Annotated in this window: 17 protein-coding genes and 2 pseudogenes; 6 read left to right on the top strand and 13 right to left on the bottom strand. The window is 39.7% G+C overall.

Features of this window, described 5'->3' with window-relative positions:
- Nucleotides 1-13 precede the first annotated feature (13 nt).
- The 5 genes and pseudogenes from FC27_RS05990 to FC27_RS05970 all read right to left on the bottom strand — a co-directional run bounded on the left by FC27_RS05990 (nucleotide 14) and on the right by FC27_RS05970 (nucleotide 3,930).
- On the bottom strand, nucleotides 14-751 hold the full coding sequence (locus FC27_RS05990; protein WP_029508191.1) for an amino acid ABC transporter ATP-binding protein: 738 nt from the start codon (nucleotides 749-751) through the stop codon (nucleotides 14-16).
- 292 nt (nucleotides 752-1,043) lie between these two features.
- Complete coding sequence (locus FC27_RS05985) at nucleotides 1,044-1,697, bottom strand: amino acid ABC transporter permease (protein ID WP_010624720.1); 654 nt, start codon at nucleotides 1,695-1,697, stop codon at nucleotides 1,044-1,046.
- An 18-nt stretch (nucleotides 1,698-1,715) separates the two neighbouring features.
- A complete protein-coding gene (locus FC27_RS05980; RefSeq protein ID WP_010624721.1) occupies nucleotides 1,716-2,354 on the bottom strand; it encodes an amino acid ABC transporter permease in 639 nt (212 codons plus the stop codon).
- A pseudogene (locus FC27_RS05975) lies at nucleotides 2,351-3,178 on the bottom strand (glutamate ABC transporter substrate-binding protein). The gene FC27_RS05980 and the pseudogene FC27_RS05975 overlap by 4 nt, the downstream one beginning before the upstream one ends.
- A 14-nt stretch (nucleotides 3,179-3,192) precedes the next feature.
- Complete coding sequence (locus FC27_RS05970) at nucleotides 3,193-3,930, bottom strand: amino acid ABC transporter ATP-binding protein (RefSeq protein WP_029508192.1); 738 nt, start codon at nucleotides 3,928-3,930, stop codon at nucleotides 3,193-3,195.
- A 288-nt stretch (nucleotides 3,931-4,218) separates the two neighbouring features.
- Between FC27_RS05970 and FC27_RS05965 the strand changes: the two genes are divergently transcribed.
- The gene (locus FC27_RS05965; protein WP_010624723.1) at nucleotides 4,219-4,848 is read left to right on the top strand and encodes an isochorismatase family protein; all 630 of its coding nucleotides are present in this window, start codon (nucleotides 4,219-4,221) and stop codon (nucleotides 4,846-4,848) included.
- A 53-nt stretch (nucleotides 4,849-4,901) separates the two neighbouring features.
- Here the strand turns inward: FC27_RS05965 and FC27_RS12020 are convergent, their stop codons facing one another.
- From FC27_RS12020 to FC27_RS05955, 3 genes are read right to left on the bottom strand one after another with little or no spacing between them, the layout of a single operon-like run.
- Nucleotides 4,902-5,369 (bottom strand): peptide ABC transporter permease, encoded by a 468-nt coding sequence (locus FC27_RS12020; protein ID WP_235807880.1) that lies wholly within the window; start codon nucleotides 5,367-5,369, stop codon nucleotides 4,902-4,904.
- Between the two features lie 6 nt (nucleotides 5,370-5,375).
- Nucleotides 5,376-6,695 carry an FtsX-like permease family protein gene (locus FC27_RS05960; protein ID WP_010624725.1) on the bottom strand — a complete coding sequence of 440 codons (1,320 nt, stop codon included), beginning with the start codon at nucleotides 6,693-6,695 and terminating at the stop codon, nucleotides 5,376-5,378.
- Nucleotides 6,696-6,707: 12 nt separating this feature from the next.
- Nucleotides 6,708-7,460 carry an ABC transporter ATP-binding protein gene (locus FC27_RS05955; protein WP_010624726.1) on the bottom strand — a complete coding sequence of 251 codons (753 nt, stop codon included), beginning with the start codon at nucleotides 7,458-7,460 and terminating at the stop codon, nucleotides 6,708-6,710.
- Between the two features lie 173 nt (nucleotides 7,461-7,633).
- On the opposite strand from FC27_RS05955, the gene FC27_RS05950 reads away from it, so the two are divergent.
- The 3 genes and pseudogenes from FC27_RS05950 (at nucleotide 7,634) to FC27_RS05940 (ending at nucleotide 11,388) form a co-directional block, all read left to right on the top strand.
- Nucleotides 7,634-8,263, top strand: a complete 630-nt coding sequence (locus tag FC27_RS05950; protein ID WP_010624727.1) for an isochorismatase family protein — start codon at nucleotides 7,634-7,636, stop codon at nucleotides 8,261-8,263.
- A gap of 60 nt (nucleotides 8,264-8,323) precedes the next feature.
- A pseudogene (locus FC27_RS05945) lies at nucleotides 8,324-9,771 on the top strand (APC family permease).
- A 231-nt stretch (nucleotides 9,772-10,002) separates the two neighbouring features.
- The gene (locus FC27_RS05940) at nucleotides 10,003-11,388 is read left to right on the top strand and encodes an APC family permease (protein WP_050901063.1); all 1,386 of its coding nucleotides are present in this window, start codon (nucleotides 10,003-10,005) and stop codon (nucleotides 11,386-11,388) included.
- A 52-nt stretch (nucleotides 11,389-11,440) separates the two neighbouring features.
- Here FC27_RS05940 and FC27_RS05935 read toward each other — a convergent pair whose 3' ends face one another.
- From FC27_RS05935 to FC27_RS05920, 4 genes are all read right to left on the bottom strand, one after another.
- On the bottom strand, nucleotides 11,441-11,665 hold the full coding sequence (locus tag FC27_RS05935) for a hypothetical protein (RefSeq protein WP_010624729.1): 225 nt from the start codon (nucleotides 11,663-11,665) through the stop codon (nucleotides 11,441-11,443).
- A 12-nt stretch (nucleotides 11,666-11,677) separates the two neighbouring features.
- Nucleotides 11,678-12,691, bottom strand: coding sequence for a cytochrome d ubiquinol oxidase subunit II (cydB, locus tag FC27_RS05930; RefSeq protein ID WP_010624730.1), 1,014 nt, complete (start codon nucleotides 12,689-12,691; stop codon nucleotides 11,678-11,680).
- Nucleotides 12,684-14,153, bottom strand: a complete 1,470-nt coding sequence (locus FC27_RS05925) for a cytochrome ubiquinol oxidase subunit I (protein ID WP_010624731.1) — start codon at nucleotides 14,151-14,153, stop codon at nucleotides 12,684-12,686. The genes cydB and FC27_RS05925 overlap by 8 nt, the downstream gene beginning before the upstream one ends.
- 90 nt (nucleotides 14,154-14,243) lie before the next feature.
- The gene (locus FC27_RS05920; RefSeq protein WP_010624732.1) at nucleotides 14,244-15,677 is read right to left on the bottom strand and encodes an MFS transporter; all 1,434 of its coding nucleotides are present in this window, start codon (nucleotides 15,675-15,677) and stop codon (nucleotides 14,244-14,246) included.
- A gap of 222 nt (nucleotides 15,678-15,899) precedes the next feature.
- On the opposite strand from FC27_RS05920, the gene FC27_RS05915 reads away from it, so the two are divergent.
- Complete coding sequence (locus FC27_RS05915) at nucleotides 15,900-16,403, top strand: acyl-CoA thioesterase (RefSeq protein WP_010624733.1); 504 nt, start codon at nucleotides 15,900-15,902, stop codon at nucleotides 16,401-16,403.
- 36 nt (nucleotides 16,404-16,439) lie between these two features.
- Here FC27_RS05915 and FC27_RS11925 read toward each other — a convergent pair whose 3' ends face one another.
- Nucleotides 16,440-17,318: an Ltp family lipoprotein gene (locus FC27_RS11925; RefSeq protein WP_010624734.1), complete on the bottom strand. Its 879-nt coding sequence runs from the start codon at nucleotides 17,316-17,318 to the stop codon at nucleotides 16,440-16,442.
- A gap of 308 nt (nucleotides 17,319-17,626) precedes the next feature.
- On the opposite strand from FC27_RS11925, the gene hflX reads away from it, so the two are divergent.
- Complete coding sequence (hflX, locus tag FC27_RS05905) at nucleotides 17,627-18,919, top strand: GTPase HflX (RefSeq protein ID WP_010624735.1); 1,293 nt, start codon at nucleotides 17,627-17,629, stop codon at nucleotides 18,917-18,919.
- The last annotated feature ends 62 nt before the right edge of the window (nucleotides 18,920-18,981 follow it).

Here is an 18,981-nt window from a genome sequence, read left to right as displayed (position 1 = left end):
TTAACCCCTTTCTTTAGTGCGAGATGATCTTACTCAAAAATTGTCTAGCACGTTCGTTACTTGGATTTTTAAAGAACACGTCCGTCTTATCATCTTCGAGGATCTGACCATCATCCATAAAAATAACTCGGTTGGCTACTTCTTGGGCGAAGCCCATTTCGTGAGTCACGATCAAAGAAGTCATATCACTTTGACTCGTAACGTATTTGATAACACCTAGAACGTCATCGATCATTTCTGGATCAAGTGCACTAGTTGGCTCATCAAATAACATACACCGTGGTTTCATTGCCAATGATCGAGCGATAGCAACACGTTGTGCCTGACCACCAGAGATCTGTGAAGGCATATTGTGAGCTTTATCAGCTAAACCAACTTGGTCTAGTAGAGCCATGGCGTTCTTTTTATTTTCGTCCTCATTCATCTTTAAAACGATCCGAGGAGCAATCATAATATTTTCTAAAACATCTTTATTAGCATATAAATTGAAATGCTGGAAGACCATTCCAACATCAGTTCTGATCCGGTTGATATCAGTCTTTTTATCGGCGATATCACGACCATTGACGATCAGCTGGCCGCTTTGGATAGTCTCCAATCCATTAACACTACGAGCTAAGGTACTTTTACCTGATCCTGATGGACCAATTAAAACAACAGTCTCTCCCTTATCAATTTCGAGATCGATATCTTTTAAAGCGTGGAATTTCCCATAATACTTTTGAACCTTGCGAAATTCAATCATCGACATAAATCTGTCTCCCTTCATATCCCTGCAGTGGATGTAGAACCATTTGTGCGCAACACAAATGACCATTAAAGAAATTTTAATAGTTTTAGAACCATTTGGCAATAAAAACACCATTTGTAAGAATATCAAACAAATGGTGTGACTGATTGATAGGTCAATGATACCGCCATATAAAGGCTTTCAGGCTTTTTTAAAAAAATTTTTTAAGATCATTATATTAGAAACGTTTTCATAATAAAAAATAGCAATTCATTTAAGAATTGCTATCTCATTTTATTATTTAAATAGTTGTTCAGGCCATTTTCCGGTCGATGATTCGGGAAATAATTGATAGTGAGTAACAAACTATGAAATACAGCACGGCTAAAGCTAAATACATTGGCACGATATAATTAGCATTTTGTCCATAAATAACCTGAGCGTGTTGCATCAATTCTGGCGTCACAATGATCGTAGCTAAAGACGTGTCTTTGATCAAGGAGATCAACTGACTGACCAGAGCTGGGATCATATTTTTATAGGCTTGGGGCAGAATCACATGCCACATAGCTTGATAGTATTTCATCCCGACTGCTCGAGAAGCTTCAAGCTGCCCGCGATTGACTGCTCCGATACCGGAACGAATGATCTCGGCAATCATCATCGATTCAAAGACCGTCATCGCAAAGATGGCCGCGACGATCGTATCTGGTTTGAATCCCAGACTTGGCAAGCCAAAGTATACGAAGAAAATAATCAATAATAACGGTAAGTTACGAATAATATCAATAATAAATCCAACGATTTCCGATAACCAAGGGATCTTAGTATAGCGAACGATCCCCAAGATCGATCCAAAGATCATACTTAAAATTACTGACACAATGGAAATCTCCAAAGTAACTAATAATCCTTTAAATAGAAATCGCAGGTTCATGGCTGAATAAGCGTTGATCCAATTTTGCATATTGCTGCTCCTTTCTATTTAAGCTAACCGTTTTTCCAAATGGCGCATGTAATAACTGATCGGCAAGGTAATCACTAAATAAAAGGCCCCCACGATCAAATAAGTATTGACCGTAGCAAATGTTTGCGAAGCAATCGCATTACCTTGATACATCAAATCAAAGCCTGCGACAAAGGCTAAAACTGAGGAATTTTTAACTAAATTGATGAACTGGTTGCCCAATGGCGGAATAACTACTTTGAAGGCTTGGGGCAGAACAATGAAACGCATTGCTTGGACGTATTTCATCCCCATTGCTCGAGAAGCTTCCATTTGGCCAATATTGATTGATTTGATACCAGATCTGACGGTCTCGGCAATAAAGGCTGAGGTGTAGATCGTCAATCCAATCGTTCCAGCAGTGAAACCGTTGATCTTGACTACGTACATTGGAATAACTAAATAGAAAAATGACACGATAACTAATAAAGGTATGTTTCGAAAAATTTCCACGTAGACTGTTCCAATCGTCCGCAATGTTTTATTAGGAACAACTTCAAAAACAGCCATGATGGAACCAATCAATAAACTGGCTACTAAGGCGATACAACTAGATAAAATCGTCCAGCCAAAGCCGGTCAAAAAAGTCGACCAATAGGTCCTAAGTAAAGTGATCATTTACGAAGCACCTCCTTGTAATTAAAGCCAGGAACATTTCCGAACCATTTAATAACTAATTTATTGTATGTTCCATTAGCTTGAATTTCTTTTAAGGCTTTGTTCAAAGCCTTTCTCATCTTATCTTGATGTTTGTTCAATCCGATTCCGTAAGGTTCATCAGTAAAAGGTTTGCCCTGGACCTTATAACCGGGATTTTCAACGGCCATCCCACCAAGGATCGAGTTATCAGTCGTCAAAGCATCGCCCTGACCAGATTTCAAGGCTACTAAAGCCTGAGCATAATCTGGTAATTATAAAATCTTAGCGTCAGGAGCAAATTTTTTAACGGTCTCAACTGAATTAGAGCCGACAACACCGATGATCGTGCGGTGATTTAGATCCTGAACGCGCTTGATTGGCGAGTTGTTTTTGACTAAAAGTGACTGACCAGCATCAAAGTATGAGTTGCTGAATTCGAGGATCTTTTTTCTTTCCGGTGTGATCGTCATCGTGGCAATGATTGCATCAACATTACCGTTTTTTAGAATCGGGATCCGTGATTGTGAAGTCACTGTGACAAACTTAGTTTGGCCCTTTTTTCCCAAAATTTGTTTAGTGAGAGCTTTAGCGATATCAATTTCAAAGCCTTTTTGTTTGCCATCACGGACATCGGTCAAACCAAGTAATTTCGTATCCGCTTTGACTCCCCAAGTGATCGTATCGGTTTTTTTGGCATTAGCTAAGACATCTTGATCAGCTGCTGATTGAGCATGACAACCGGTCAAGACTATCCCTAAACTAAGCGAAACTAACAAGGCAATTAAATATTTCCATCTTTTCATCAGTTGCCTCCTTCCTAGTGACCCAGGATCTTACTAAGAAATTTGCGCGTCCGTTCATTTTCAGGATGCTCAAAGAACTCATTGGTCTTACGATCTTCAATGATTTGACCGTCATCTAGAAAAATGACCCGATTGGCTACTTCTTGAGCAAACCACATTTTGTGAGTCACGATGATCGAAGTCATATCACTTTGTTCGGTGATCTGCTTAATAACATCGAGAACGTCTTCGATCATCTCAGGGTCAAGCGCACTAGTTGGTTCGTCGAATAACATACATTTTGGCTTCATGGCTAGAGATCGAGCAATAGCCACCCGCTGCTCCTGCCCACCGGAAATTTGTGATGGCATGTTGTGCGCTTTGTCAGACAGACCGACTCTTTCTAGCAATTGCAGAGCAGTCTTGCGATTCTCATCTTCAGATTTTTTTAAAACGATCCGAGGTGCAATCATGACATTTTCTAAGACATCTTTATTGGCGTACAAGTTAAAGTGCTGAAAAACCATCCCGACATCGGTCCGAATTTGATTGATGTCAGTCTTCTTATCGGTCAGATCTTCACCATTTACGATCAAATGACCCTCTTGGATATCTTCTAGTCCATTGATCGTCCTGACCAACGTACTTTTACCGGAGCCAGAAGGTCCGATCAAAACAACAGTTTCTCCTTTGTCAATTTTTAAATTAATATTTTTTAAGGCATGAAATTTACCGTAATATTTTTGAACGTTGCGAAATTCTATCATTGCCATGGTGATGTCTCCTTTCAACTTGGGATTGATCCGGTGTATAAAAAAAATAATCCGAATTTAGTTACACCATCATCGCATTAATAGTAATACCTGTATTTTGTTAAAAAAATTGAATTTTGATAGACAGAATTTTCAATAATGAACATATTATTAATTTAATTAGTTAATATCTAATTTTAATATAAGAGGACTTTTTTAAGCGTAAATACTTGCTTATTTTTTCAATCAATTCATTTGAATATGACCTTTGTCGTAACTAGAATCGTCAGTAAAAAAGGAGTACTTATCATGACCTCAAAATCCATTAGAGACCCGAAACAAGACCATTTATTGACACCTGAGAACTGTGCCTTTTTATTGATCGATTATCAACCTGCACAAGTCAATTCACTAAACTCTGGCAGCCGTGCTGAGATCATTCATAAAATCGTCGTTGCCATCAAAGCTTTCAAGTATTATCACATTCCCATCGTCCTTTCGACCGTTAACGTTGAAACTGGACGTGGTAAAGAAACTATCCCCATTTTGAAACAAGCTTTAGGCGATACTAAATCTTATGACCGGACTAGTATCAACGCCTTTGAAGATGAAGAATTTCATGACGCCGTTTTGGCTACTGGTCGAAAGAAATTGATCATCTCCGCACTTTGGACCGAGGCTTGCCTATCATTTCCGACTTTAGATGCTCTAAAAGAAGGGTTTAGCGTCTACCCATTGGTCGATACCGTTGGTGTGACTTCCAAACTGGCCCACGAAACTGCTTTAAGAAGATTGGAACAAGCAGGAGCAGAATTGACCACCTTCAATCAAGTCATCTGCGAACTACAACGCGACTGGAGCCGAACCGATACCGTGCCCGGATTTACCGATGCTCTCTACGGTGCGGATATGTTTCTGGATACGCGTAAATCTGAATAGATAACAAAAAACAGGATGTTAATTCAGCTTGAATTAACATCCTGTTCTACTTTCTACTTCAAAACGATTTTTTTGTATAAATAACGCGTCAAGAAATAATAGCCTAAATATAGGACCAAGAAAATCAAGAACGGTATCTCGATATACGCATATGGCTGAACCAACAGTGCTTTGAACATCTGGACCCCGACTAAAACGTGAACGATCCCGATAACTGCTGGCACCGTGAACAGTACAGCAATTTCTTTATTGATCGACTGACGTAAAGCCCTTTGGCGTGTACCAATCTTATGCAACATTTGGTAACGTTTCACGTCTCCTGCAGCACCAGAAAGGATCTTGAACATCAAGCAGCTAGCTAACATTGCTAAAAAGGCGATTCCTAGGAAAAAGCCCATGAATTCCAGTCCGGAGAAGAAACCATTGATAGTTTGATATTGTTGATATTTATCACCCGAACCCATCTTAAGTTCTGGATAACGTTTCAACTGCATCTCGGAGATCGACCTGATCGTTGGCAAATTCTTCTAGAACGAATCAGTCTTAACAAATGTCAACTTACTAGGTTCAGATTTGATCTGAGCATATTCAGCATCACTGACGAACTGTAATTTTTTCATCCGATCTTTGCCCAGCATCGAACCCTGCAAATAATACTGGACCTCTTCATTTTTAGGATTCGAAGTCGTTTTAGTCTTCGAAAGGATATTGTTAGAACTGTAGTTGAAATGGTTATAAGTGATCGGTTGATCCTTAAAATCACTCAAGCGGAAATAATCATTTTTAGCATCACTCTTATAAGTATATTCATTGAGTTTCTTACCAGTCAGTTTATCAACTTGATCACGTTCTTGGTCATTCATATTAACGATATTAGCGTCATAGTATTGTTGACCATTAACGATCGTACTGATTTGTTGATGAAAACCAAGTCCTACCGTGATGGCACCCAATGCTAAAGCAAACATGATCGAGACCATGGATAGGATCTTCGTATAATCGCCGATTCGGAAGTTCAATTGGGATAAAGTAAAATTATTGATCCCCTTTTGGGCAACGCCCGGACGCTTCTTCAAGAAATTAATAACTGTCGTCGTCAAAGAATTGATCACAAAATAAGTTCCCAAAACAATTGTCACTAAGGCAATCGGCACACCGATATAAATCAAAGCGGGACTGTTGCCAAATCTGACCATAGTCACGTAACCAATACCTAAGAAAATTATTCCCAAAATAGATTGGATCACTGTCCAAGCAGTATTTCTCTTGATACGGGTCGGCTGACTTTCTTTATGCAATAAGTTTAGGACTTTAGTCATGCGGATGGATATTGAGTTACGTAAAGCCGATAAAATAAAGATCACTAAAAAGAAAATCATCGTAGCAATTAATGCTGGCAAATAAAAGCTATTGAAATTTTTTGCTGGGATATCCATGCTCTTCATCAAAGCATCCCCGACAAAACTAGTTGCGACGATTCCAACGGCCATCCCGATAATCGAAGCAATGGCACCAATAGCAAAAGTCTCGATGAAGATCATCTTGGAGATTTTGCTACTCTTCGAACCGAGCATCATGAACATGCCGTACTCTTTTTCGCGCATGCTCATCAAAAATTTATTGGCATAACCGATATAAACTACTGTGATGATTGCTAATAAAACTGCCCCAAAACCAAAGATAAAAACTGTTGCGGCGGCAGGTGAATTAGCTTCCAAAAATTTTGTATTCATGGCCATCGTCATGAACATATAAAAGATAGCTGAAGCAATCATCAATCCAGAAAACAGCACACTGTAATCTCGGAAACGATGCTTGATACCACCTAAGGCTAATTTATTTAACATTTGAGTTCCTCCCTATTCCGCAAAAGTTCCTAATGAATCTAAAATTTCTTGATAAAATTCGCCCCGTGAATGATTAGGATTCTTCAATTCTTGGCCGATCTCACCATCTTTGATGAACAAAATACGGTCACAAAAGCTGGCTGAAAATGGATCGTGTGTCACCAATAAGATCGAGACATTATCTTCTTGATTGACCTTCGACATCGTCTCCATCAAGGTCCGAGCACTCTTGGAATCTAAAGCACCTGTCGGTTCATCACCAAAAATAATCTTTGGATAATGGACCAAAGCTCGAGCTGCTGCCACCCGTTGTTTTTGACCACCAGACAATTCAGTTGGATAGTGGTTCATGATTTCCGATAACCCTAACTTTTCAGCAATACTCATCACATTTGGCTTGATCTTCTTAACTGACTTGTTTTGTAAAGCCAGTGGTAAAGCGATATTTTCGTAAGCCGTTAAATTTTCCAGCAAATTGAAATCTTGAAAAATAAAGCCGATCTCATTTGCTCGAAAATCAGCCATCTCATTATTTTTTAGTTTGGTAATATCTTCCCCGGCTATGTTGACAACGCCATTAGTGGGTGTATCAAGTGTCGATAAAATATTTAACAAGGTCGTCTTACCAGAACCTGAAGCCCCCATGATGCCGACGAATTCCCCTGGTTGGACTTCAAAATTGACATTCGACAAAGCTTTAAATTGTTTTTCATCAGCTCCGCCGTATACTTTTTCAATATTTTTTACATCAACTATTTTTTGCATTTGTGTACCTCCATCTGATGTATCTATCTTAAAATTTCGGCACAAAATAGTCGTTCGATTCATATTACAAGGACTTACATTTTTGTAAGATAAAATTTTTTACCAAATATGATATAAACATATTTATTATCAGGGATACCATTAATGTAAATAGAGTCAAAGGGAGGATCAGCATGACTTCAGAAACAAAAAGAAACACTCTTTTTGATAATTTAATAACGCCTGATAATTGCCAATTGCTACTGATCGATTATCAAGCTGTTCAAATAAATACCGTCAATTCTGGCGACCGTTCACAATTGGTCAAACGAGCGACCTTGGCCACTAAGGCCTTCAAATATTTTCAGATCCCGATCGTTTTGACGACTTTGAATATCGGCATCGGATTAGCAAAGGACACTATCCCACCGATAAAAAATCTTCTTCCAGATTGGAAGTCATTTGATCGAACCTCAATCAATCCTTTCGAAGATCGAGATGTTAAGCAGGCGATCGAAAAGAATCATCGAAAAAAATTGCTCATTAGTGGTCTCTGGACTGAATCTAGCGTTAGTTTTGCTAGTTTGGATGCATTAAATTCAGATTTTCAAGTTTTCGTGTTGGTCGATACTTTGGGGGTTACTTCAAAATTGGCCCACGAAATGGCCTTGCAACGAATGCAACAAGCTGGTGTTACTTTAACTACTTTCAATCAAGTACTTTGTGAACTGCAGCGTGACTGGGGTCGCCATAATACCATCCCTGGTTTTGTTGACGCTCTGTACTCTTCAGGCATGTACTTGCCGACTGCTGAGCGAAAATAATTTCTCCACACTTAGTTTCTTAAAAAATTATGGATGGGGGTGTTTATCTTGAATGATAAGATGCCAAAACTCACCTCAAAGAAGTCTTTTATCAGCTGGCCAACTGTTGCTTTAATGGATTTTGTAACAGTTATCGGCTTTGAAGACATTATTTATAACTTCCAAAATCAAGGACTCGCCATTGTCTTCACTTGGATCGTACTTATGATCGTTTTTGTACTTCCCTATGAATTGATGGTCGGACATTTGGGTTCGACCTTTCATGAAGATGGCGGCGGATTGACCACTTGGGTCCGTAGTACCGGTGGCGATTTTTGGGGATACATCTGTGCCTGGACATACTGGGTCGCTGGTCTTCCTTACTCGTTGATGTGGCCAATTCGACTTTGATTTCCTTTGGTTGGATCGTAAATGGCAGTGGAAAGATGTCGAATTTGATGTCAAACAGCATGTTCGCTCTACTCTCTTCGGTCATCTTCACCATTTTTATTTTCATCCAACACCATCTAAAAAATTCCTTACAGTGGTTATCGATCATCGGTGGAAGTGCCATGTTCATTGTGACGATCTTATACGTTATCATGACCATCTACTATCTCGGACAAGGCAAAGCTCCGCAGACTCAACCATTTACTTTCAAAGCCTTCATTCCTAAGTTTGATTTTCATTACTTCTCAACCCTAGGTCTAGTTATCTTCGCCATGAGTGGGGCCGAAATGGTCTCGCCGTACGTAACTAAGATGAAAAATGGCAAAAAAGATTTCCCTAAAGCTATGTGGATGTTAGCTATTATGACCGGATTCTTGACCGTCTTCGGTTCATTCTCTTTAGGCGTTTTCTTCAATGCTCATCACCTACCACACGATTTGAAAATGAATGGTTCCTATTATGCCTTTCTCGCTATGGGTAATGAATTTGGAATTGGCAAACTATTCCTTTACATCTTTTCCATCACCCAGGCCATCTACATGATGGCTCAACTAGCAGTCCTGATCGACGCCGGAACAAGAATGTTCCTATCTGATACGACTAAGGCATATTTGCCAAAGCAATTGACCAAAGTCGATGAGCACGGCTTGCCGATCAATGGCTACTGGTTGACCACTGGAATTTGTACTTTGATCATGGTGCTCAGCGCAACCTTGCCAAATATGAACACTATCTTCAATCAATTACTAAATTTAAACGGCATCGTTTCACCATATGTGATCTGTTTCGTCTTCAGTTCCTTCGTATTAGTCAGATTGCATCCAGATAAATATCAATCGCAATATGTCTACATCTAAAACAATAAACTCGCCGTGGCTGTCGGCTCTTGGTGTTTCCTATTATCATTTGCCGCCGCAACCATGGGTATCTTGCCGTTAGATGTCAGTTATGGCACCAGCACTTGGTACCATGTCTTAGCTTTGAACATCATCGAGCCATTGATCATGGTCGCTATTGGTGCCGCTTTACCGATTATCGCCAAACTACAACGCAAGAACGAACCAGAATTAGAAGAATAACTTCTACAATAGCAATAGAAAAAGCAGTATCTCAGGATACTGCTTTTTTTGCGTCATAAATAACCGAAATATTCAGATAATAATTGATTTATCAACTATTTAGATTAACAATTTAAGATATAATATTAGAGTTGTCCTAAAATCTTAAATATAGGGGTGTTTATTTTGGGGAAAAATTTGCCAGAACTCGATTCGAAAAAATCGTATATTAGCTGGCCTGTTGTTGCCTTGATGGACTTCGTTACCGTTATTGGTTTTGATGATATTATTTATAACTTCCAAAACCAAGGACTAGGTATCGTCTTCACTTGGATCATTATGCTATTCTTATTCGTTGTTCCTTATGAAATGATGGTTGGCCATTTGGGGTCAACCTTCAGTCACGAAGGGGGTGGAATGACTTCTTGGGTCCGTGGTACCGGCGGAAACGTCTGGGGATATATTTGTGCCTGGACTTATTGGGTCGCTGGTCTTCCTTATATCGTCGACGTGGCCAATTCAATGTTGATCTCCTTTGGTTGGTTGATCAATGGAAACAATAAAATGTCAGATACGATGACAAACAGTATGTTTGCCTTACTGACAGCGGTTATTTTTACGCTCTTTATTTTTATTCAACATCATTTGAAGAACTCGCTACAGTGGTTATCGATCATTGGCGGTGGCGCCATGTTCGTCGTTACCGTCCTTTATGCGGTCATGACGATTGTCTACTTAGGACAAGGTAATGCGCCGCACACATCACCATTTACAGCCAGCTCCTTTATCCCGAAGTTTGACCTCCATTATCTGTCAACTTTCGGGCTAGTGATTTTCGCCATGAACGGAGCTGAATTAGCTTCTCCTTACGTTACCGAAATGAAAAATGGTAAACGTGACTTTCCAAAGGCCATGTGGATGTTAGCTATTATGACCGGATTTTTGACCGTCTTCGGCTCGTTCTCATTGGGCGTTTTCTTCAATGCCCACCACTTGCCACACGATTTGAAGATGAACGGTTCTTACTACGCCTTTCAAGCCATGGGTAACGACTTCGGTATGGGTCATTTCTTCCTATATTTATTCGCCATCACCCAAGCAATTTACATGATGGCTCAGCTAGCCGTTTTGATCGACGCCAGCACCCGGATGTTCTTGTCCGACACTGCCAAAGCATATTTGCCAAAACGTCTGACGAAAACCGATTCCCGTGGCTTGCCGATCAACGGTTACTGGCTCACGACTGGGATCTGTACTTTGATCATGGTCTTGAGTGCCACACTTCCAAACATGAATTCGATTTTTAACCAGTTACTAAACCTTAATGGTATCGTGTCACCATACGTTACTTGTTTCGTCTTCAGTTCCTTTATTTTAGTTCGGCTCCATCCAGACAAATTCCCATCCGACTTTACTTATATCAAGAATCAAAAACTGGCCGTCATGGTCGGCGCTTGGTGTTTCTTAGTCACCTTTGTGGCCGCAACGATGGGTATCTTACCAGTTGATGAAGTCTCGGGAACTAAGACCTGGTATCACGTACTAGCTCTAAACATCATCGAACCATTGATCATGGTCGCCATCGGTGTTATTTTGCCAATCATTGCCAAGATGCAACGTAAAAATAATACTATTTAGTCTTGAACAAACAAAAGACGGTATTCGAAATGAATATCGTCTTTTTTGCTGGTTATTTATCTTTTTTAACTTCTTGCTTGATTGGTTCAACGACGCCGTATCCTTTGATAAAGGCCCGTAGACCAACGATCAAGACTACTATACTAATGATAGGTGGAATCCATTTTGCATGTGCACCAATAATTGGAGTGAAGAAATGGTCCCAAGTAAAGAGAACCATAAATGGTGCCAATACTAAAATAGTCCACATCGCATTAGTCAGAATTTTGCGAATCATTAGTGGTACCTCCTAATAATTAATATCGCTATCCTTGACTTGATATTTCTTGCGGAAAATATAGTGAGTGATTCCTTGAACAAAGATGATCAAGAAAAGCATCAAGGCTACTAGCCAAGCGGCCCAAAGTTGTGATTCTCTTGCACTCGCAGTATTTTGAGCATTCAAGTTAAATCCTTCGGTACTCATAATGACGTTCGGGAAAATACTCCAGAAAAATGAGATGACGAAGGCTGCCATGCTAATGATGATCATTGGATAGTGTAGCTTTTTGAATTTTTCATCAAATCTGATTGCTATTAAAAGTAGCAATGACAACAATAATAATGCCACTGTGATGATTGGATGTAATTTCAATCCTTGACCAACAACTAAATAGATGATGATCTCGATGACAAATGCTATTGGAACGATGGCATTAAGTTTCTTTTGATAATCAGTGATTTTACCTTGATATTTTTCAGTCATAAAAGCTGATTCTCTTATCATTGAAGTTTGTAAGGCAAAGAGAATAAACATGATACCAGTCATCAAGGCAAAAGGATTGAAGATGGTCGAAAGCTTGAAAGCCAACAAACCATTTTGACCAATGGGCAAACCGCTATTGAACAAGCTGAAAACGACCCCGAAGATGAATGGCGGAACGATATTGCCAAGAAAGAAGATCCATCTCCACATGATGTTGAATTTATCATGTTGCCATTTATCAATGTACTCAAATGACAGTCCGCGCATGGTCAAGGCGACGATCAAGATAATGAAAACTGGATAAAATCCGGAAAAAATGGCGGAATACCAGCCAGGAAAAGCGGCAAAAATCAGAGCAAAACCGACGATCATCCAGGCTTCACGCCCACTCCAGACGGCTCCGATCGAGCGGATCAATTGATCTTTGTAGTCTTTTTCATGATTGAAGATAGTGGCGATCCCGGTTCCGAAATCGACTCCATCCATAACGATAAAGGTGGTTAACTCTAGCCAAACTAGTAATAGTAAGGCAAATTGTAAATTCGTTAATTTAAGCATCTTTAAAGACCCTCCTATCGAAGGGATCTAGGTGTGGCTCTAACTCTGGATATTCTCCATTGATATCAGGAACACCTTTCTTCATGTATCTGTGACTGATGTATACCATCGTATACAACAAGAGTGCATCCATGATAGTGAATATCGTCAGAGACATCGTGACACTGGCGGCGGTGACAGTTGGTGAAACAGCGTCAAATTGTGTAAATAGTCCGTAAACAACGAATGGGAAACGACCTACTTCAGCAACGATCCAGCCGGCTGTGATAGTAATATATGGGAAACACATCGCAATACCTAAAGTTATCAAGGTCTTGCGATGTTCGGCAATGTCTTTCTTTTTCCTCATCATCATCAGCATTGCCAAAACACCGAAGATCGTGAAGAAGAATCCGGCATAAACCATCCAGCGCATTGCAATAAACATCAATGTGACTGGTGGATAATAGCTCATGTGTCCTTTGTAGGATTTGGCTACTGTCTTATCAAACTTTGTATGATAAGCCTTGGCAATAGTTTTCATACCAACAGCCTTACCCGTAAATTGACCACTACCGAAGTAGCTTCCTAGATCAGGTATAGCTAAACCTTTGATAGTTTTCTTTTGTTCATTGATCGTTGCAAAAGCGTACCAAGGAACACCAGTGGTCTTACTTCCGGCATTATCGTATTGTCCTTCAACCGCAGCGAATTTCATCGGTTGAACCGCCATAGTTGCTTGGATCTGATTGTCAGCTAGCAATTGTTGTGAGAAAGCTACTGGAACAGCTACTAACAAACCAATTTGCAATGCTCTCTTGAAGATCTCTGGATCGCGCTTGTGCAAGATCTGCCAAGCAGAGATACCAGCAGTCACGAAACCACTGACGATCAAAATACCAATAAAGACATGACCAAACTCATTAGGATACTGAGGATTTTCAAATAGGTCGATAAAACTATTCAAACGGGCATGTTGCCCTTCCATGTGATATCCGTAAGGATTCTGCATGAAAGCATTGATGGAAATGATCCAAACGATTGAGAACATCGACGAGATCAATAAAGCTAGACCAATAAATGCATGCCATTTCTTATTCATTTTCCCCCATGTGAAACGCCATAATCCAATGAGGTTTGATTCAACAAAGAAGGCCAACATACTTTCAATTACTAGTGGCACACCAATGATGTCACCAAAGAATTTAGAATATGATGACCAGTTTAGTCCAAACTGGAGTTCCATAACTATCCCAGTTAGGACACCAGTTGCGAAACTAAAGAAGAATATCCGGCCAAAAAACAATGCTAAGCGGCCATATTTTTCGTTCTTATCACCACCAAAGGCATACATCATTTCGAAAATAACTGTGACGAGCATCATCCCGATTGAAGTGGCAACGAGCAAAAAATGAGTAATAACTGTTACGGCGAATTGAATCCGCGACATTTCAGTCACGAAAAGGCTCGGTAAAGCGTTCATTTTTATTTCTCCATTTCCAATTAAACCCAAAACTAGAAGTGAAGCTCAAATGACTTTTGATATAGTCCTCTCAATATTACAAATTCTCGATTATTTAGCAGTTTTCGGAGTAATAAATTTTCTGGCAATAACTACGATAACTGCCAAAACGTTAACTAAAACGCCGATCCAAAGTGTATTGGAAAATGCATGCATAAATGCCATGCCGGTGTTAGGTGTGATGTGTGCAACGTGTAGCAATTGTGAGAACAACAAGGCTGACGTCATGCTGATCCCGACGGTTGCACCAAGTGTCCGGGCAAACGAATTGATCGATCCGGCTACACCTAAGACCTTTTTATCAACTGAACCCATTGTGATAGCTAGGTTCGGTGATAGGAAAACAGCGATCCCGATGCCGTTTAAGAGTACCGGCACCATGATCAGTACTAGATTTACTTTGGCTGGATAAAGTGCATAGCCAATTTGTGAAAGCAATAATATCAGCAGACCAACGATGGTCAATTTCATGCGATCTTTGTGGTCGGCCAAATATCCGGCGATAGGTGTCGTGGCAAGCATTGCCAGCGATTGCCCCATCATGATCAGACCGCTATAAAACGGTGACATCCCGTTGAAACTTTGTAAATAAAATGGCAATAAAATATTAGTCATCGCATTGACTAGCATGACCAACAGCAAGATGAATATCGACATTAAATATTTTACGTTACGTACTAATCTGATTGGGATCAAGGCTTGCTTAGCATGTTGATCCTGGAAAAAGGCTGCGATGGAAATAGCTGAACCAAGGATCACCAAGATCAAGCCTTTCCAAATACCGTGAACACCGTGCTGGAAATATAATCCACTTAAAAACAATATCGAGATCCCTGCGGCGAAAATTATTTCACCGATACAATTGAATCCTTTCAGGGACTTCATTAATTTCGGTAAAGTGTAGTGTGGAAATTTGAGTGATTTCAAACTAAAGATCATTACAATGCAACATAGTGGCACGTTGATCAAATAAATCCAGCGCCAGGATGAAACTGAAATGATCATCCCACCAATGGCAGGCCCAGCGATCTGTCCGACTGTGGTGAACATCGAGACGGTTGCTAAAGCTTGTCCACGGCTGTTGTCGTCGAACTCTTCACTAACGATCCCAAGTGAATTTGCCATGATCATCGAAAATCCAATTGCTTGAAAGATCCGACCTAAAATGATCATCAAAAAACCTAATGCTGCACCAGTTATCAATGATCCCAGTATAAAGACGAACCCACCAACGATAAAAACAAAATTCTTCGATAAGATATCGCCAAAATACCCGAAGAGCACGAAGGTTATGGAGGCGACGATCATAGCGACTTGAACGACCCAAGTGGATTGAAGATTTGAAATATGTAAATCATATGAGATGCTGGGCAAAGCAAGATTAGTACTTGAACCCGACATCGAAGATAATAGAGAAAATAAACCCAAAGATAATAAAGCAACAACTTTATTAGTCATGTTGAGATGGAGTCCTTTATTTCTCATGCTCATGCCTCCAAAAGTGCAACATAACAATACTTACTCGAATAATTATTAAATCATTTTATTTCAGGTCTCTCCTCGCACAGATAATATAATATTCATCATGAGTGCTCAAACAAAACGCTTACATATTTAGGCAAGAAAAAATTTTCTTATATGATATAATTCAGTCAATATCCAGCAAGATTGCTCCATTTCTTAGCTAATTATTTTCGAGGTGTGCTTTTGAAATCAATTAAATGTAAAGATACTCTTTCAATTACTAATCATCGGGTTTTTGCTTCCGACTTGAACGAACACGATACTGTCTTCGGTGGCCAGATCTTATCGGCCATCGATAATAATTCCTCGATCGCTGCTTCTCGAGCAGCTCGGATCGAAACTGTCACTGCTTCAGTCGATCAAGTGAATTTCATGCATCCCTTCGTCTTGCAAGATTCTCGTTGTGTTGAATCTTACGTCACCGGAGTTGGCAGTACCTCAATCGAAGTCTTCACTAAAATCATCGGTGAACATTTAAAAACTGGCGAAAGATTTCTCGGCTTGACCTGTTTTTCAACCTTCGTCGTCACCGACAGATCAATCAAATTGCCAGAAATCATCCCCGTAACTGATGAAGAAAAGTACGTTTGCTCCGGTTATAAACAGCGCAAGATCGAACGTAGTGAAAAACTCAAAGAACAAGTTAAATTGAATCAGCATATGTCCCTGAAGTTTCCATGGGACTAAAAAAGGGTCCTCTTCGAGGGCCCTTTTGAATTGATATTATAAATGACTGATTGCATAGTTAGCTTCATCAGCTGTGAAACCAGATCCATACTCAGACGTTAACTGTTCGAACAATCTCCCTGTTGATAGATGTAAATGCCTTTGATAACTACGGGCAGATTCCAAGGCATTTTCATTATAGTTAGCAACTAAATTATCAACAGCGTATTGACCAGCTTCGGCACTGAACTTCTCTCCATAAGGAGAAGTCAGCTGCTTGTAGATTCCACTCTTTGAAAGGTGCAAATGTCGAGAATAACTCCCAGCTTTTGCCAAAGCGTTGCTTTGTTCCATCGATGGCGTAGGTTTTGTTGGTTCAGGTGCCGGTGTTGGCGTTGAAGGTTCAGGTTCTGAAGTCTCATCTTCAGTTGTATCTGACGTTGAACTAGCATCATCGGTTTCTTCTGAATCTTCAGAGTCCTCGGAATCGTCTGAATCCTCTTCCGAATTATCATCAGAGTCTTCATCCGATTTCTCATCTTTATTATCTTTGATAATCAATTTTTTGCTAATTTTTTGATTTTTTCTCTGAACAACGATTTTATATTCTCCATCATCATAAAAATTCAAAGTCGATGTTCGACTGTCAGCTGTTTCCTTAAAGATTGGCTTTTTGGTGCCATCTTCATAAATAAAGATTTTGTTCCCCTTATTAGTAGAAATATCGATATCAACCTCAGAATCATCATTGAGCGTTGCTTCAGATTTATCTAACTTCAAAAATAATTTCTCTTGTTTCTTGGTTGTTTGCTCCTGCTTTAGATGATCAGCTTTACCACCTGAATGTTTGACCACTGCCCCTATAAAAATCCCCGCGAGTAAAGTGGCAAAAATCATCACAAATATTTTTTGCTTACCTTTTTTTAAAAATGACACTAATTATCCCTCCACCTATACTTAAACTTAAGTTTAACTTATAGGTTACATAATATCATGTAATGCTAGGAATTAATTATTTATATTTCAGTGATGATAACCACAACTTTTTTTAAAAACGTTTGTATTTTTTGAATGTATTCGATTCCTTTCTACTATATTAGTAATATTAATCGTGTTATCATTGTTACAAGTTCATAGGAAGGGATTTGATTGTCATGCGTTTAGTTGCTTTAAACCATCAAGCATACAAATAACTTAATGGCATTAAATTACCCTGGGGTATTTAGTGCTACCAGGAGGTAAATTTGAAAGACTTAAATAATAATAAAGAACGCGTGATCGTTGCTGGTGTTAGTCACCTACAACCAGACTTCGACTACACAATGGATGAACTAAGTTCATTAGTCATTGCTAACAACATGGAAGTAGCTGATGTGATCACGCAAAAAGCCGATTCGATCAACGGTTCAACTTACTTTGGAGCCGGGAAAGTGACCGAAATCGCTGAGATTGCTAATGCTGATGACGTTTCAACCATCGTCTTAAACGATGAATTGACACCATCACAAATTAGGAACCTCGAGAAAAGCACCAAGTTATCTTTCATGGATCGGACCGAATTGATCTTGCAAGTATTCTCCAATCGAGCGCATACCAAGCAAGCTAAACTTCAAGTTGAGATTGCCAAACTGCAATATCAACTACCACGGATCCATCCATCAGGTAACCCACTCGATCAGCAATCAGCTTCTGGCGGACTTGCTAACCGTGGTGCCGGTGAAACCAAACTCGAACTCGACCGTCGTGTCATCCGCAAACGGATCGACTATTTGAAGAATCAACTAAAGGCAGTCGATAAGACCATCGACGTTCAAAGTCGGCGTCGCAACAACACATCATTACCACTCGTATCATTGGTCGGCTACACTAACGCCGGTAAATCAACGACCATGAATGGGTTATTGAATATCAATAAAGACGATTCTAACGACCGGAAAGTCTTTGAGAAAAATATGCTCTTCGCAACTTTAGATACTAGTGTCAGAAAAATCGATCTCGAGGATAATACTAGTTTCCTACTCTCAGATACCGTCGGCTTCGTCAGTAAGTTGCCGCACAACTTGATCGAATCCTTCAAGACGACCTTAAAAGAGGCCGCTGCTGCCGACTTGTTGATCCAAGTGATCGACGTTTCCGATGAGCACTGGCGCAACATGCTCAAGGTGACTGAAAAGACCTTGAATGAAGTTGGCGTTAAAGGTAAACCCATGATCTATGCCTTTAACAAAGCTGATTTAAAACCGGGTCAACGTTTCCCCACTATCGAAGGTGACAATATCTTTTACTCAGCCATCGATAAGAAATCAATCGCTAAATTAGTCGAGTTGATAAAGATTAAGCTTTTTGCCAATTATCAAGAGGTTTCATTATTAATTCCTTATAAAGATCAAAAGATCACTGAAGGTATTTTGCAAAATTCACAAGTTTTGAAAACGGATTACCTTAATGAAGGCACCTTGATCACAGCAAAATTCAGTCCGCATGAACTGGAACTTTATCATGACTATATTCAAGAAACAGCTAATGCTAAAAAATAAGACAAATCTTGACGAGTCGCTCATTTTACGAGTGGCTCGTCTTTTTTTGGCTCTAAGTCAAA

Source organism: Companilactobacillus versmoldensis DSM 14857 = KCTC 3814 (assembly GCF_001434295.1).
In the GTDB taxonomy this organism is placed as follows: Bacteria; Bacillota; Bacilli; order Lactobacillales; family Lactobacillaceae; genus Companilactobacillus; species Companilactobacillus versmoldensis.
This window is presented reverse-complemented; position numbering and strand designations above follow the sequence as displayed.

Coding starts and splice junctions, on each gene's coding strand:
- FC27_RS05950 (WP_010624727.1), top strand. CDS start 7,634: ATGACTTCAGAAACAAAAAGAAACACTCTTTTTGATAATTTAATAACG.
- FC27_RS05955 (WP_010624726.1), bottom strand. CDS start 7,460: ATGCAAAAAATAGTTGATGTAAAAAATATTGAAAAAGTATACGGCGGA.
- FC27_RS05935 (WP_010624729.1), bottom strand. CDS start 11,665: ATGATTCGCAAAATTCTGACTAATGCGATGTGGACTATTTTAGTATTG.
- FC27_RS05965 (WP_010624723.1), top strand. CDS start 4,219: ATGACCTCAAAATCCATTAGAGACCCGAAACAAGACCATTTATTGACA.
- cydB (WP_010624730.1), bottom strand. CDS start 12,691: ATGCTTAAATTAACGAATTTACAATTTGCCTTACTATTACTAGTTTGG.
- FC27_RS05920 (WP_010624732.1), bottom strand. CDS start 15,677: ATGAGAAATAAAGGACTCCATCTCAACATGACTAATAAAGTTGTTGCT.
- FC27_RS05985 (WP_010624720.1), bottom strand. CDS start 1,697: ATGCAAAATTGGATCAACGCTTATTCAGCCATGAACCTGCGATTTCTA.
- FC27_RS05960 (WP_010624725.1), bottom strand. CDS start 6,695: ATGTTAAATAAATTAGCCTTAGGTGGTATCAAGCATCGTTTCCGAGAT.
- FC27_RS05940 (WP_050901063.1), top strand. CDS start 10,003: ATGGACTTCGTTACCGTTATTGGTTTTGATGATATTATTTATAACTTC.
- FC27_RS05970 (WP_029508192.1), bottom strand. CDS start 3,930: ATGGCAATGATAGAATTTCGCAACGTTCAAAAATATTACGGTAAATTT.
- FC27_RS05925 (WP_010624731.1), bottom strand. CDS start 14,153: ATGAACGCTTTACCGAGCCTTTTCGTGACTGAAATGTCGCGGATTCAA.
- FC27_RS05980 (WP_010624721.1), bottom strand. CDS start 2,354: ATGATCACTTTACTTAGGACCTATTGGTCGACTTTTTTGACCGGCTTT.
- FC27_RS05990 (WP_029508191.1), bottom strand. CDS start 751: ATGTCGATGATTGAATTTCGCAAGGTTCAAAAGTATTATGGGAAATTC.